This window comes from Pelomonas lactea, from assembly GCF_043555885.1.
Taxonomy (GTDB): domain Bacteria; phylum Pseudomonadota; class Gammaproteobacteria; order Burkholderiales; family Burkholderiaceae_C; genus Pelomonas; species Pelomonas lactea.
The window spans coordinates 689,211-702,183 of the sequence record NZ_JBIGHX010000001.1 but is presented as its reverse complement, the minus strand read 5'-3'; the positions used below and the strand labels follow the sequence as shown (position 1 = coordinate 702,183).

Sequence of the window (12,973 nt, the reverse complement as noted above, 5' to 3'; positions counted from 1 at the left end):
CGCGTCAGCGCGCTGCGTACGGCCCCGTGCGCAGCGCGTCCGCAATGCCCTTGCGGTTCTGCGCCAGCGCGACGAGGCTGAAGTGGATGTGGCCGCTGCCCGGCGCCAGCCGGCGGATGCTGTCGATCTGGCCCAGGACCTCGTCGGGCTGCCAGCTCTGCGGCGTGCTGTCGATGCGGCTGGTGAACAGCCCCGGGTGCAGCGGCCGGTCCAGCGGGTTCAGCGCCTGCCACGACTGCAGCAGCACGTCGAAGGCCTGCGCCGCTTGCGCCCGCGGCCAATAGAGCTGCGGCGCGAGGTAGTCCAGCCAGCCCTCGCGCAGCCACAGCTCCACGTCGGCGTACAGCTTGTCGTACTGGCTGAAGCCGGTGATGCCGGCGGGCCGCAGGTCCGGCCGCGGCAGGCCGAAGGGGCTGATGCCCACGCGGGTGCCGGGCCGCGTTTCGTGGGCCACCGCGTACAGCCGCTGCACGAGGCGGTTCACGCTGTAGCGGCGCCAGTCGGCGCGCGCCAGGCTGCCGCCGCCGGCGAGGTACTTCTGCCAGCTGGGCTCGTCGGGGAAGTCGACGTCGTTCTTCGCCGCGTCCTGCACCGGGTAGGGGTAGAAGTAGTCGTCGATGTGGATGCCGTCCACCGCGTAGCGGCTCAGCAGGTCGCGCACGACGGCCAGCGTGTGCTCGGCGGCGGCGGGCTCGCCGGGGTCTATCCACAGCTGGTCGCCATAACGCTTCACCCAGTCGGGCTGCGTGCGGCTCAGGTGCGTGGCCGCCGGTGCGGACTTGGCCGTGCTGTGCCGCGCGCGGTAGGGGTTGAGCCAGGCATGCAGCTCCAGCCCGCGCAGCCGCGCCTCGGCCAGCCAGACGGCCAGCGGGTCATAGCCCGGGTGCCGGCCCTGCGTGCCGGTGAGGTACTCGCTCCACGGCTCCAGGTTCGATTCGTAGATCGCATCGGCACCGGGGCGCACCTGCAGGATCAGCGCGTTCAGGCCGATGCGCTGCGCCGTGTCGCACAGCGCGCGGATCTCGGCCTGCTGGGCCTCGGCGCTGAGGCCCTTTTTGCTGGGCCAGTCGATGTTGGCGACGGTGGCCACCCAGGCGGCGCGCCACTCGCGCGGCGGCACGGCGGGTGGGGCAGCCACGGCGCTGGCCGCGGGTAAGGGATCTGCCGGTGTGTCGCCCGGCGGGGCGGGCGGCGGCGCGGGCGGCGTGGCGCAGGCGCCCAGCAGCGGCAGGCTGGCGAGGCTGAGGAGGTCGCGGCGCTTCATAGCTTGATGAACCAGTGTTGGCGGTGCATGAACCACGCCACGGCATACATGACGAGCACGAAGGCGATCGCATGCAGCAGCGACGCGTTGACGGGCGCGAGGCCCGTGTCGAGCAGGGGTTGGTACAGGTGCCGGCCCAGGCTGCGGCCGTCGGCCAGCGTGACCGTGTGGAGCAGCTTGGCGACGAGCCCCGACAGCACGAACAGGAACAGCGCGTTCATGCCGAACACCACCAGCGGGTGCAGCCAGCGTGCCCAGCGCGCGCGGGCCAGCGGCTGGGGCATCGCGTCCAGCAGCCAGTAGAAGACGGCGAACACCAGGCAGGCCCAGCCGGCCATCGTGAACACGAACGACGGCGTCCACAGCGACTTGTTGATGGGCATCAGCCACGCGTGCAGCACCTGGCCCAGCCACAGCGAGGCCAGGCCGGCGATGACCCAGGTCATGGCCTTCTCGGCGGGTTGCCGGCGAGACGCGAGCACATAGCCCGCCAGCACACCCAGCAGCTGCGACGCGACGGCCGGCAGCGTGGAGAGCAGGCCCTCGGGGTCCCAGGTCTTCGCCTGCTTCCACAGGTGGCCGTCCATCAGCAGCCGGTCCAGCCACGCGCCGGCATCCTTGCCGGGTTCCAGCAGGCCCACGTGGACGACGCCGTCGGCATCCGGCACCGGCAGGCCCAGCTGGATGACCGAGTAGACGGCCATCAGCCCCAGCGCCCACAGCGCCACGCCGCGCGCGCCGCACCACAGCACGATGGGTGCGGCCAGCAGCGTGCACAGGCCCAGGCGCTGCAGCACGCCGGGGAGGCGCAGCGTGGCGAGGTCGAAGCTGGGGATGAAGTTCAGCAGCAGGCCGATGCCGATGATGAGCGCGGCGCGGCGCGATGTGGCGAGCAGCAGCGCGGTCTTGTCGGCGCCGGCCTGCGCGCGGCGGGCGAGGCTGATCGTCATCGCCATGCCGCTGATGAAGACGAAGAACGGGAACACCCAGTCCGTGAACGTCCAGCCGTGCCATGGGGCGTGCAGCAGCGGCGCGTAGACATGGCCCCAGTCGCCCGGGTTGTTGACGAGCAGCATCGCCCCCATGGCGAAGCCGCGGAACGCATCCAGGCTGAGGACGCGGCCGTTCACTCGACCTTCTTCCCGAAGCCGTCGGGGATCTTGATGAGCGCCGCCATCACGACGCTGGGCACCGTGGCCACCAGCACCCACGCGAAGAACGGCACGTAGCCGAGGTGGTCCTGCAGCCAGCCGCTCCACATGCCGGGGATCATCATGCCCAGCGCCATGAAGCCGGTGCAGATCGCGTAATGAGCTGTCTTCTGCGGGCCATCGGCCACGTGGATCATGTACATCAGATAGGCCGTGAACCCCAGGCCATAGCCGAACTGCTCGACGGCCAGCGCCGCGCTTATGACGGCCAGGCTGGTCGGGTGCGTCAGCGCCAGCACGAGGAAGGCGACGTTGGGCACATGCATGGCGGCCACCAGCGGCCACAGCGCCTTCTTCAGGCCCACCTTGGAGATGACCCAGCCGCCACACAGCCCGCCCAGCGTCAGTGCCGTCAGGCCCACGGTGCCGTAGGCAATGCCGACGGCCTTGGTCGACAGGCCCAGGCCGCCGTCGCTGACGGGGTCCAGCAGGAAGGGCGTGGCCAGCTTCAGCAGCTGCGCCTCGGGGAAGCGGTACAGCAGCAGAAAGCCCAGCGTGACGAGGATGCCGGGCTTGCTGAAGTAGCTCGCGAACACGGCGAAGAACTCCGCCACCAGCCCGCGCGCCGCGGAGCTGCCCACGCCGCGCACGTCCGCCGCGGGCCGGGGCAGCGCGAACGCATGCCACAGCGCCAGCGCGACGAACAGCCCGCCCAGCAGCCAGAACACCCAGGCCCAGGCCTGCACGACGCTGCCGGTGCGCTCGGTCAGCTCACCGGCCAGGTACACCAGCCCACCCTGGCCGCCGATGTTGGCGAGGCGGTAGAACGTGGAGCGCACGCCGACGAAGGCGGCCTGGCTGTGCTGCGGCAGCGCCAGCATGTAGAAGCCGTCGGCCGCGATGTCGTGCGACGCCGACGCGAACGCCATCAGCCAGAACACCGCCAGCGTCATCTGGAACGCACGCTCGCCGGGCAGCGTCAGCGCCACGCCGGCCAGCGCCGCGCCGATGAAGAACTGCAGCACCGTGACCCACGCGCGCTTGGTGCCGAACAGCTCGGCCAGCGGCGACCACAGCGGCTTGATGACCCAGGGCAGGTACAGCCAGCTGGTGTAGAGCGCGATGTCGGTGTTGGAGATGCCGAGGTTCTTGTACATGACGACCGACAAGGTCATCACGACGACGTAGGGGATGCCTTGCCCGAAGTACAGCGTGGGTATCCACGCCCACGGGGATGTCTGCCCCTCGCCCGCCGGGTACGGCGGTCGATCCCCCGAGGGGATAGGGCCTTGCTTGGGACGGCCCGGCGCTGCGGCCCCTTCGGTCATACGGCCAGTGCCCGGCTCACGCTGCCGTCCGCCGCGTCCAGCAGCGCCCGTGCCTCGTCAGCGCCCACACCGCGCTTCAACATCACCAGCGCCGTCTTCACATGGTGGTCGCACTGCGCCAGCGCGGCCTCGGCGTCTGCCTCGGTCGCGCCCGACGCGCGCACCGTCAGCGCCAGCGCCCGCTTCACGAGCTTGGCGTTGGTGGCCTTCAGGTCCACCATCAGGTTGCCGTACACCTTGTTCAGCTTGACCATCAGCGCCGACGAGAACGTGTTGAGCGCGATCTTCTGCGCAGTGCCGGCCTTCAGCCGCGTGCTGCCGGAGATGACCTCGGCGCCGGTGTCCAGGATGACGCCGATCTCGGCCTGCTGCGCGACCGGCGCGCCGGGGTTGTTGGCGATGCCGATGGTCAGCGCGCCGGCGTCCCGCGCGGCCTGGATGGCGCCCAGCACGTAGGGCGTGCCGCCCGATGCGGCCAGCAGCAGCGCCACGTCATTGGGGCCGGGCTTCAGCGCGGCGAGGTCGGCGGCGCCCTGCAGGCGGTCGTCCTCGGCGCCTTCGACGGCGACGAACATCGCGCCCTGGCCGCCGGCGATGACGGCCACCGCCCGTTCGCGCGGCCACGAGAAGGTGGGGTACAGCTCCACGCTGTCCAGCACGCCCAGGCGGCCCGAGGTGCCGGCCCCCGCGTACAGCAGCCGGCCGCCGGCGCGGATGCGCGGCAGCGCGGCGTCCACGGCCGCGGCGAGCTGCGGCGCGGCGGCCTTGACGGCGGCGACGGCGGCGGTCTGGTCGTCGATGAAGGCATCCAGCAGCGCCGGTGTGGCGTAGGTGTCCAGGTCGGGATGCCGGGTGCTCGGGGTTTCGGTGTTCAGCATGGGGAATGGGGGCGCTAAGCCTCGGGACTCTAGCGGCTCACCTCCGACCATGACGAATGCCACGCGCCATTGCAGCCATAACGCCGGGTAATCAGAATCTGCGCGTCGGCTGTAAGGAGTAGGGCAGGGCCCCCGACGGACGCTGGCAAGTTGATGCCGGGCCTTCCGGCGCCGACCTGTGGTGAACCCGATCTCAACCACTCTTTCCTTTTTGGAGACTCCCCATGAACGCATCCCTGAAGACCGGCCTGGGCATTGCCGCCGCCGCTGCCGCCCTGTTCGCCACCGCCGTGCCCACCACGGCGCTGGCCGCCGACGGCATGGTCAAGTGTTCCGGTGTGAACAGCTGCAAGGGCACCTCCGAGTGCAAGACCGCCAAGAGCGAGTGCAAGGGCCACAACGGCTGCAAGGGCCAGGGCTGGGTCAGCAAGAAGTCGGCCGACGAGTGCACCAAGGCCGGCGGCAAGGTGGAAAAGTGACCCACCCCCGAGGCGCTTGACGCGCCTCCCCCTCAAGGGGGCTGAGCCCGGACACAAACAGTCCTGAGGACTGTTTGTGCCTGGCGAAGGACAAGGCCGCTGGCCTTGGCAGCACTGAGTGGCCTGGCAAAGCCAGTTCCACGGCTGATGCTGGATGAGGTGCGGGCGCCTGCGGCGCCGCACCGTTTTCCCTTCTGACGATGACCAAGATTCAAGGCTTCGGCCTCGGCCTGCGCACCGAGCATTACGCCGCCTTCGAGGCCGGCATCGATGCCGCCGTGCGGCCCGACTGGCTGGAGATCATTTCCGAGAACTACCTCGTGCCCGGCGGCCCGCCGCTGGCGCATCTGGAGTGCATCCGCGCCGACTACCCGCTGGTCATGCACGGCGTGTCGCTGTCCGTCGCCGGGCCCGAGCCGCTGGACCTGGCCTATCTGCGCGACATCAAGGCGCTGGCCGACCGGCTGCAACCGGGCTGGGTGTCCGACCACCTGTGCTGGAGCGCCGACGCGCACAGCCAGCTGCACGACCTGCTGCCCGTGCCGCTGACGCGCGCGGCGCTGGACCACGTCGGCGGCCGCATCGCGCAGGTGCAAGACCTGCTGGGCCGGCCGCTGGTCATCGAGAACGTGTCCAGCTACGTGCGATTCGCGGCCGACGAGATGACCGAGTGGGACTTCATCGCGCAGCTGCTGGCCGCCACCGGCGCGCGGCTGCTGCTGGACGTCAACAACGTCTACGTGTCCGGCCGCAACCACGGCTTCGACCCGCTGGACTACCTGAACGCCCTCCCCGTCGGGTGCGTCGCGCAGATCCACCTCGCCGGCCACGAGGACCGCGGCGACATCGTCATCGACACGCATGACCACCCCGTGCGGCCCGAGGTCTGGGCGCTGTACGGCCACGCGCTGCAGCGCTTCGGCGCCGTGCCCACGATGATCGAGCGCGACGACCACATCCCGCCGCTGCCCGAGCTGCTGGATGAACTCGCCGTCGCGCGGCGGCTGGCGTCGGCATGAGCGTCTCGCAGCAACAGCGCCAGCTGGCCGCCGCCATCCGCGACGACGGCGACGCCACGGGCCTGCTGGCCGGCGATTTCGCGCTGGGCCTGGAGGTCTACCGCCATGCCTACCGCGCCCGCCTCGTCGCGGCGCTGGCCGACAACTTCACCGTGCTGGCCCGCGCGCTGGGCGACGACGCCTTCGACGCGCTGGGCCGGGCCTACCTCGCCGCCCACCCCAGCCGGCATCCGTCCATCCGCTGGTTCGGCGACGCACTGGCCGACTTCATGGCCCGGGCCGGCGACGACCTCGTGCCGCATGCCAGCCTCGTCGACATCGCCCGCATGGACTGGGCGCTGCGCGGCGCCTTCGATGCGGCCGACGCGCCGCTGCTGGACAGCGCGGCCCTCGCCGCGCTGACACCCGACGACTGGGCTGGCCTCGTGCTGCAGCTGCAGCCCAGCGCGCGGCGCGTGGCGCTGGCGCATGCCGTCGAGCCCGCCTGGCGCGTGCTGCGCGAGTGGGCCCCCGAGTCCGGCGATGATCAACCTGATCTGCCCGAGCCCCTGCCGCACGACCACGTGCTGCTGGCCTGGCGCCAGGCCGGCGAAACGCGCTGGCGCTCGCTGGAGCCGCTGGAGGCCGCGTTGCTGGACGCGGTGGCGCGGGGCGAGCCGTTCGCCGCGCTGTGCGAGGCCGCCGCCGCTCAGCTGGGCGACGCCGACGCCGCGGCGCCAGCGGTCATCGGCCTGCTGCAGCGCTGGCTGGCCGACGGCCTGCTTCAGAGCCGCGCGTCGTAGCTCAGCGGGTGCGAGGCGGTGCGCAGCCCCGTGAGGCTGCCGTGGCCGTTCATCGTCGGCGCGACGCTGCCCGTGGCCTTCGCGGTCCACGTGACGACCAGGTCGCAGCGCGTGACGGCCGGCGTGCGCGCGTCGTTGTTGTTCGCGTTGCGGCTCGCCGCGTTCAGGCTGTCGTCCACCGCCGCCGGCTCCAGCCGGTAGCCGCCGGCCACGCTGGTTTCGGTGCGGGCGCCCAGCGACGTGCCTTTGAGCTCGAAGCTACTGCCGTCGCTGCGGCTGCAGTTGCCGCTGGCCGAGGCACTGGCGGCGCCCACCGTGGCCTGGCTCAGCCGCACCGGCAGCGCGGCACCGGAGCGCGTCAGCAGCGGGCTGCCGGTGGGCTGCAGCACCGTGAAGCCGGCCGGCAGCGTGACCTGGCTGACATGCCGCGTGCCGCCGCGCGTGAACACCACGCGCACCACCGGCTGCTCGCCGGCGGCGGCGATGCGGGCCGCGTAGTTGAGGCGCTTGCCGTCCGGGCTCGCGAGCGTGACCTCGGTGCCGCCATCGACGGACGCGCTCAGCCGCTCGTCGGGCGCGATCAGCACCGTGGTCAGCACGTTGGCGGACTTGCCCAGGTCGCCCTCCACGACGATGTGGCCATCGCCGGCCGCCTGCATCGCCGTGAAGCGCGGGCTGATCTCGTCGACATTCAGCGTCGCGGATTCGGTGCAGTTGCGCAGGCCGCAGATCAGCGCGTCCCCGATGGCGCCGCCAATGTCTGGCGTCGGGCTGCTGCCGCCGCAGCCGGCGAGGGTGAGCAGGGCCAGCAACGGCGGCAGGCCGTGGCGGGGAGAAGTCATGTCGGGCACCTCGGAATTCACCGCCGCGGATACTAGGCGCCCGCCGGTGGCTGCCTTGTGGCAGCCCGATGTGACTGTTCACCTTTTGGAGTCGTTATGTTGACGTCCCCCGCCCGCCTGCTCCTTGCCCTGCCGCTGCTGCTGGGCCTGGCGCTGCCCGCCCACGCCGCGCTGACCGTCGGCGCCCCCGCGCCCGACTTCAGCACCGACGCCGCCGTCGGCGGCCAGCCCTTCAAGTTCAAGCTCGCTGAGGCGCTGAAGCAGGGCCCGGTCGTCGTGTACTTCTACCCCAAGGCCTTCACCAGCGGCTGCACGGTCGAGGCCCACCAGTTCGCCGAGGCGACCGACAAGTTCAAGGCGCTCAACACCACCGTCATCGGCCTGTCCAACGACAACATCGACACGCTGAAGAAGTTCAGCGTCGAGGCCTGCCGCAGCAAGTTCGCCGTCGGCGCCGATGCTGCGGGCAAGGTCATCAAGGCCTATGACGTCGAGCTCAAGATGGTGCCCGGCACCATGGCCGACCGCGTGTCCTACCTGATCTCGCCCGACGGCAAGGTCGCCGCCGTGCACGCCAGCATGAGCCCCGACGGCCACATCGACGCGATGCTGAAGGCCGCCGAGAAGCTGAAGAAGTGATCGCCGCGCTGTCGGTTGCCGAGCTGCTGGCGGCGTACCGCCGCGGCTCGCTGTCGCCGGTGGACGTGGTGCGGGCGGTGCTCGCGCACGCCGATGCGCGCGAAGGCCAACTGCATGCGCTGAGCGCGGTGGACGCCGACGGGGCGCTGGCCGCCGCCCGCGCCAGCGAGGCCCGCTGGCGGGCCGGCACGCCGCGGGCGCTGGACGGCGCGCCCGTCACGCTGAAGGAAAACATCGCCGTGCCCGGCGCCGCCTACCGGCTGGGCACGGCCGCCACGCCCGAGGACGCGGTGGCCGGCTTCGAGGCCCCGCCCGCCGCGCGGCTGCGCGAGGCCGGCGCCATCGCGTGGGCGCGCACCACCATGCCCGACTACGGCATGCTGAGCTCGGGGCTGAGCAGCCTCTACGCCGAGCCGGCGCGCAACCCGTGGGACACCACGCTGACGCCCGGCGGCTCCAGCGCCGGCGCGGCCGCCGCGGCTGCCGCCGGCTACGGTCCGCTGCACCTGGGCACCGACATCGGCGGCTCCATCCGGCTGCCGGCGGGCTGGTGCGGCCTGGTCGGCCTGAAGCCCAGCCACGGCCGCGTGCCCATCAAGCCGGGCTATGCCGGCCGAGTGGCCGGCCCGCTGACGCGCAGCGTGGCCGATGCCGCCGCGATGCTGGCCGTGCTCGCGCAGCCGGACGCACGCGACCCGACGCAGCTGCCGCCCGGCGACGTGGCCCCGCGGCCGCTGAACGTGCGCGGCCTGCGCATCGGCCTGATGCTGGACGCCGGCTGGGGCGACGCCGTGCAGCCCGAGGTGGCCGCCGCCATCACGGCCGCTGCGCGCGCCTTCGAGCAGGCCGGCGCCGTCGTCGAACCGCTGGCCGGCTTCACGACGCGCGACATGGCCGACGGCATCGACCGCTTCTGGCGCATGCGCTCGTGGCTGGACATCTCGGCGCTGCCGGCCGCGCAGCGCGGGCGCGTGCTGCCCTACATCCTCGACTGGGTGGCGCCCGCCGCTGGCTACGACGGCGCGACGGTCTTCCACGGCTACAGCCAGATGCAGGCGCTGCGCGAGGCCGCCAACGCGGCCTGCGAACCGTTCAATTTCGTGCTGTCGCCGGTGTCGCCCATGGCGGCCTACCCGGCTCATCAGGCCAGCCCGCTGCACGACCCGGCCCGGCCGTTCGAGCACATCGCGTTCACGCTGCCGTTCAACATGAGCGAACAACCGGCGCTGGCCATCAACGCCGGCTACACGTCGGCGGGCCCTCAACCCCTGCCCATCGGCCTGCAGATCATCGGTCGCCGCTTCGACGACGCCGGCGTGCTGGCGCTGGGCGCGCTGTGGGAGCAGCTGCGGCCCGCGCAGCGGCCCTGGCCCCTCGACGGCGCCTGAAGAGGCCGGGCGCGGCCGGGAGCCGCTCAAGGCCGCGGGGGCGGTGCCTGTGGTGGCAGGCCGGCGGCCTTCAGATCGGCGTTGACCAGCGCCCAGGCCGCATCGAAGTTGTCGGCGCGGCGCACCGGTCGGCTGGCGCGCCAGATGTCCATCAGCGCCGGGAGGCGCTCGATGCCCGGCAGGCCCGGCGGCACGAGGAAGACCGTGGAGATGGCGACGATGCCGCGCTTGGAGAAGCTCTCGATGCTGGCGCGCAGCTGGGCCAGCGCGTCGGCGTCCATGCGCAGGCTGCCGCGGATCTCCAGCAGGTCGCCGAAGCGCCGGTCCGCCGGCAGCCGCTTGCCGGCCAGCGCGATGGCGCGTTTGGTGGCTGCCATCAACTCGGCGTCGAACGGGCCTTCGGCGATGGACATCATCACGCGGCCCTGCACGCCGACGATGACGCGGCCGAAGCTGGGTCGGGGCGGCGGGCGGCGCAGGGGTGGCAGCGAGGGGGCGGGGCTCATGATGTGCGACGATTTTGCACGCTCGACGAAGGAGTCAGGATCATGTTGACCTTGTTCGGCTGCAAGGGTTCCGGCGCCGCCGCCATCGAGGCCGCGCTGGCCCGCGCGGGCCTGGCCTTCACGGCGGTGGACGCCGCCTCCTGGACGCCCGGCCCCGGCCTGGATGAGCTGCTGCGCGTGAACCCGCTGGGGCAGATCCCGACGCTGGTGCTGGCCGATGGCACCGTGCTGACGGAAAGCGCCGCCATCCTCATCCACCTGGGCCTGACGGTGCCGCCGGGCTTGCTGCTGCCGGCGGACGCGAGCGCACGCGCGCGGGCCGTGCGCGGGCTGGTCTACATCGCCGCCAACTGCTACGCGGCCATCAGCGTCATCGACTATCCGGAGCGCTGGTGCGAGCCCTGCGACGACGCGATGAAGGAGTGCATCCGCGCCGGCACGCGGGCGCGGCTGCACCTGCACTGGCAGACCTTCGCCGACGAGTTCGGCATCGGCTTCGACGCGGGCTCGCCGGGTGCGCTGGAGCTGCTGGCGACGGTGGTGTCCAAGTGGTCCGGCGCGCGGGCGCACCTGCAGGCGCAGCGGCCGGCGTTCCATGCGCAGCTGCTGCGCGTGGAGCAGCACCCGGACGTCGCCGCGGTGTTCCAGCGCCACTGGCCTTGAGCGGCGTTCTCACACTGTCAGTCCAGCGTCTGCCGATAGCGCGCCAGCGCCACGCCGCCGGCCACGGCCAGGAAGGCCAGCATGGGCCACAGCTCCGGCAGCAGCTCGGCGGCGCCCGAGCCCTTCAGCATGACGCCGCGCACGATGCGCAGGAAATGCGTCAGCGGCAGTGCCTCGCCCAGCCACTGCGCCCATGCGGGCATGCCGCGGAACGGGAACATGAAGCCCGACAGCAGCATGCTGGGCAGGAAGAAGAAGAACGTCAGCTGCAGCGCCTGCAGCTGGTTGCGCGCCAGCGTGGAGAACGTGAAGCCCACGCCCAGGTTGGCCAGCATGAAGACGCCGATCATCGCCAGCAGCAGCGGGGCGCTGCCCACCATGGGCACGTCGAACAGCAGGAAGGCCGCGCCTAGGATGACGCCCAGCTGCACATAGCCCAGCACGACGTAGGGCAGGATCTTGCCAACCATGACCTCGATGGGCCGCACCGGCGTGGCCAGCAGGTTCTCCATCGTGCCGCGCTCGCGCTCGCGCGTCATGGCCAGCGCGGTCAGCATCACCATGGTCATCGTCAGGATGGTGCCCACCAGCCCCGGCACGATGTTGTAGCGGCTCAGGCCCTCGGGGTTGTAGCGGCGCTGTACGCGCACCTCGAACGGCGGCGGCGCCGGCGCGTGTGCGGCCAGCACGCCGCGCAGGTCGCGGTTCAGCGCCGTCTGGCCCAGCTGGCTGAGCGCGGCCATCGCGTTGCTGCCGGCGGAGGGGTCGGTGGCGTCGGCGGCGATCAGTACGGCGGGCCGCTCGCCGCGCACGACGCGGGCGCCGAAGCGGTCCGGCACGACGACGAGGAACTGGATGTCGCCGCGCTGCAGCAGCTCGTCGCCGCGCGCTTCGGACAGGCCCGTCTCGACGACGCGGAAGTAGCCGCTGGTCTGCAGCGCCGCGACGAGGCTGCGCGCCATCGGGCTGGTGTCCTGGCTGACGATGGCGGTGGGCAGGCCCCTGGGGTCGGTGTTGATCGCGTAGCCGAACAGGATGAGCTGCAGGATGGGCACGCCCGCCGCCATCGCGAACGTGAGCCGGTCGCGCAGCATCTGCTGCACTTCCTTCAGTGCGATGGCGAAAGTTCGCGCCAGCGCCTGCATCACGCGTGAGCCCCGAAGTTGTCGGTGGCCTGGGCGACGAGCCGCACGAACGCGTCCTCCAGGTCGTGCGCGCCGGCGCCGGCGATGACGGACGCCGCCGTGCCGCGCGCCAGCACGCGGCCGTAGGCGATGTAGACCAGCTCGTCGCAGCGCTGCGCCTCGTCCATGTAGTGCGTGGAGACGAGCACCGTGATGCCCTCCTGTGCCAGCTCGTGCAGCTGGTCCCAGAACTCGCGCCGCGCCTTGGGGTCCACGCCGGCGGTGGGCTCGTCCAGCAGCAGCAGCCTGGGCCGGTGCAGCAGGCAGGCCGCCAGCGCCAGCCGCTGCTTCCAGCCGCCGGACAGCGAGCCGGCCAGCTGCCGCTCGCGCGTCGTCAGGCCCAGGCGCGCCAGCGCGCCGTCCACGGCCTGGCGGCGCTCCGGCATGGAGAACAGCCGCGCGATGAAGTCCATGTTCTCGCGGATCGACAGGTCTTCGTAGAGGCCGAACTTCTGCGTCATGTAGCCCACCTGGCGCTTCACGTCGGCGGCCTGGCGGCGGAAGTCCAGCCCCAGCACGCGGCCCGCGCCGGCGTCCGGCGTCAGCAGCCCGCACAGCATGCGCAGCGACGTGGTCTTGCCGCTGCCGTTGGGGCCCAGGAAGCCGACGATGCGGCCGGTGGCGACCTGCAGGTCGACGTTGTCGACGACCGTGCGGCCGGCGTAGGACTTGCTCAGCCCCTTCACGTCGATGGCGGGCGGCGTCGCGGGTTCATCGTCGGGCCGAGCGCCGGGCCGTCCCAAGCCGGCCCGCGGGGCGATGTGCTTGCCGGTTGATCCGGCAAGCATCGCCGCCCCCTCGGGGGACCGACCAGGCGCGCCCGCGTCCAGCGGGGCGGGGCTGGGCGGGG

At 72.0% G+C, this 12,973-nt stretch carries 13 protein-coding genes and 1 pseudogene; 6 read left to right on the top strand and 8 right to left on the bottom strand.

Annotation, left to right across the window (positions count from 1 at the left end; translation table 11 throughout):
* Nucleotides 1–4: 4 nt before the first annotated feature.
* The 4 genes from ACG04Q_RS03095 to ACG04Q_RS03080 all read right to left on the bottom strand — a co-directional run bounded on the left by ACG04Q_RS03095 (nucleotide 5) and on the right by ACG04Q_RS03080 (nucleotide 4,621).
* The gene (locus ACG04Q_RS03095; RefSeq protein WP_394509350.1) at nucleotides 5–1,264 is read right to left on the bottom strand and encodes a glycoside hydrolase family 10-like protein; all 1,260 of its coding nucleotides are present in this window, start codon (nucleotides 1,262–1,264) and stop codon (nucleotides 5–7) included.
* On the bottom strand, nucleotides 1,261–2,394 hold the full coding sequence (locus tag ACG04Q_RS03090; RefSeq protein ID WP_394509349.1) for an acyltransferase family protein: 1,134 nt from the start codon (nucleotides 2,392–2,394) through the stop codon (nucleotides 1,261–1,263). The genes ACG04Q_RS03095 and ACG04Q_RS03090 overlap by 4 nt, the downstream gene beginning before the upstream one ends.
* Complete coding sequence (locus ACG04Q_RS03085; RefSeq protein ID WP_394509672.1) at nucleotides 2,391–3,626, bottom strand: MFS transporter; 1,236 nt, start codon at nucleotides 3,624–3,626, stop codon at nucleotides 2,391–2,393. Before ACG04Q_RS03085 ends, ACG04Q_RS03090 begins: the two co-directional genes overlap by 4 nt.
* A 113-nt stretch (nucleotides 3,627–3,739) precedes the next feature.
* On the bottom strand, nucleotides 3,740–4,621 hold the full coding sequence (locus ACG04Q_RS03080) for an N-acetylmuramic acid 6-phosphate etherase (protein ID WP_394509348.1): 882 nt from the start codon (nucleotides 4,619–4,621) through the stop codon (nucleotides 3,740–3,742).
* A 224-nt stretch (nucleotides 4,622–4,845) separates the two neighbouring features.
* Here ACG04Q_RS03080 and bufA2 point away from each other — a divergent pair, with 224 nt between their 5' ends.
* The 3 genes from bufA2 (at nucleotide 4,846) to ACG04Q_RS03065 (ending at nucleotide 6,901) form a co-directional block, all read left to right on the top strand.
* Nucleotides 4,846–5,100, top strand: a complete 255-nt coding sequence (gene bufA2, locus ACG04Q_RS03075) for a BufA2 family periplasmic bufferin-type metallophore (RefSeq protein ID WP_394509347.1) — start codon at nucleotides 4,846–4,848, stop codon at nucleotides 5,098–5,100.
* A gap of 200 nt (nucleotides 5,101–5,300) precedes the next feature.
* Complete coding sequence (bufB, locus tag ACG04Q_RS03070) at nucleotides 5,301–6,119, top strand: MNIO family bufferin maturase (protein ID WP_394509346.1); 819 nt, start codon at nucleotides 5,301–5,303, stop codon at nucleotides 6,117–6,119.
* The gene (locus ACG04Q_RS03065) at nucleotides 6,116–6,901 is read left to right on the top strand and encodes an HvfC/BufC family peptide modification chaperone (protein ID WP_394509345.1); all 786 of its coding nucleotides are present in this window, start codon (nucleotides 6,116–6,118) and stop codon (nucleotides 6,899–6,901) included. The genes bufB and ACG04Q_RS03065 overlap by 4 nt, the downstream gene beginning before the upstream one ends.
* Here ACG04Q_RS03065 and ACG04Q_RS03060 read toward each other — a convergent pair.
* Nucleotides 6,883–7,743 (bottom strand): hypothetical protein, encoded by an 861-nt coding sequence (locus ACG04Q_RS03060; protein ID WP_394509344.1) that lies wholly within the window; start codon nucleotides 7,741–7,743, stop codon nucleotides 6,883–6,885. The genes ACG04Q_RS03065 and ACG04Q_RS03060 overlap by 19 nt on opposite strands.
* A 96-nt stretch (nucleotides 7,744–7,839) precedes the next feature.
* Between ACG04Q_RS03060 and ACG04Q_RS03055 the strand changes: the two genes are divergently transcribed.
* Together ACG04Q_RS03055 and ACG04Q_RS03050 are read left to right on the top strand one after the other, a co-directional pair.
* Nucleotides 7,840–8,382: a peroxiredoxin gene (locus ACG04Q_RS03055; RefSeq protein ID WP_394509343.1), complete on the top strand. Its 543-nt coding sequence runs from the start codon at nucleotides 7,840–7,842 to the stop codon at nucleotides 8,380–8,382.
* Nucleotides 8,382–9,770 carry an amidase gene (locus ACG04Q_RS03050; RefSeq protein ID WP_394509671.1) on the top strand — a complete coding sequence of 463 codons (1,389 nt, stop codon included), beginning with the start codon at nucleotides 8,382–8,384 and terminating at the stop codon, nucleotides 9,768–9,770. Before ACG04Q_RS03055 ends, ACG04Q_RS03050 begins: the two co-directional genes overlap by 1 nt.
* 26 nt (nucleotides 9,771–9,796) lie before the next feature.
* Here the strand turns inward: ACG04Q_RS03050 and ACG04Q_RS03045 are convergent, their stop codons facing one another.
* Nucleotides 9,797–10,276 (bottom strand): hypothetical protein, encoded by a 480-nt coding sequence (locus ACG04Q_RS03045; RefSeq protein WP_394509342.1) that lies wholly within the window; start codon nucleotides 10,274–10,276, stop codon nucleotides 9,797–9,799.
* A gap of 42 nt (nucleotides 10,277–10,318) precedes the next feature.
* Between ACG04Q_RS03045 and ACG04Q_RS03040 the strand changes: the two genes are divergently transcribed.
* A complete protein-coding gene (locus tag ACG04Q_RS03040) occupies nucleotides 10,319–10,939 on the top strand; it encodes a glutathione S-transferase (protein ID WP_394509341.1) in 621 nt (206 codons plus the stop codon).
* A gap of 17 nt (nucleotides 10,940–10,956) precedes the next feature.
* Here the strand turns inward: ACG04Q_RS03040 and ACG04Q_RS03035 are convergent, their stop codons facing one another.
* Both ACG04Q_RS03035 and ccmA read right to left on the bottom strand, forming a co-directional pair.
* The gene (locus tag ACG04Q_RS03035; protein WP_394509670.1) at nucleotides 10,957–12,084 is read right to left on the bottom strand and encodes an ABC transporter permease; all 1,128 of its coding nucleotides are present in this window, start codon (nucleotides 12,082–12,084) and stop codon (nucleotides 10,957–10,959) included.
* An 80-nt stretch (nucleotides 12,085–12,164) separates the two neighbouring features.
* Nucleotides 12,165–12,911: pseudogene (gene ccmA / locus ACG04Q_RS03030) on the bottom strand (heme ABC exporter ATP-binding protein CcmA); the annotation flags it as partial.
* Between the last annotated feature and the right edge of the window lie 62 nt (nucleotides 12,912–12,973).

What these genes read in the sequence shown, in the direction of transcription:
- bufA2 (WP_394509347.1), top strand. Translation starts at nt 4,846, where the DNA reads ATGAACGCATCCCTGAAGACCGGCCTGGGCATTGCCGCCGCCGCTGCC.
- ACG04Q_RS03080 (WP_394509348.1), bottom strand. Translation starts at nt 4,621, where the DNA reads ATGCTGAACACCGAAACCCCGAGCACCCGGCATCCCGACCTGGACACC.
- ACG04Q_RS03060 (WP_394509344.1), bottom strand. Translation starts at nt 7,743, where the DNA reads ATGACTTCTCCCCGCCACGGCCTGCCGCCGTTGCTGGCCCTGCTCACC.
- ACG04Q_RS03035 (WP_394509670.1), bottom strand. Translation starts at nt 12,084, where the DNA reads ATGCAGGCGCTGGCGCGAACTTTCGCCATCGCACTGAAGGAAGTGCAG.
- ACG04Q_RS03040 (WP_394509341.1), top strand. Translation starts at nt 10,319, where the DNA reads ATGTTGACCTTGTTCGGCTGCAAGGGTTCCGGCGCCGCCGCCATCGAG.
- ACG04Q_RS03095 (WP_394509350.1), bottom strand. Translation starts at nt 1,264, where the DNA reads ATGAAGCGCCGCGACCTCCTCAGCCTCGCCAGCCTGCCGCTGCTGGGC.
- ACG04Q_RS03055 (WP_394509343.1), top strand. Translation starts at nt 7,840, where the DNA reads ATGTTGACGTCCCCCGCCCGCCTGCTCCTTGCCCTGCCGCTGCTGCTG.
- ACG04Q_RS03065 (WP_394509345.1), top strand. Translation starts at nt 6,116, where the DNA reads ATGAGCGTCTCGCAGCAACAGCGCCAGCTGGCCGCCGCCATCCGCGAC.
- bufB (WP_394509346.1), top strand. Translation starts at nt 5,301, where the DNA reads ATGACCAAGATTCAAGGCTTCGGCCTCGGCCTGCGCACCGAGCATTAC.
- ACG04Q_RS03045 (WP_394509342.1), bottom strand. Translation starts at nt 10,276, where the DNA reads ATGAGCCCCGCCCCCTCGCTGCCACCCCTGCGCCGCCCGCCGCCCCGA.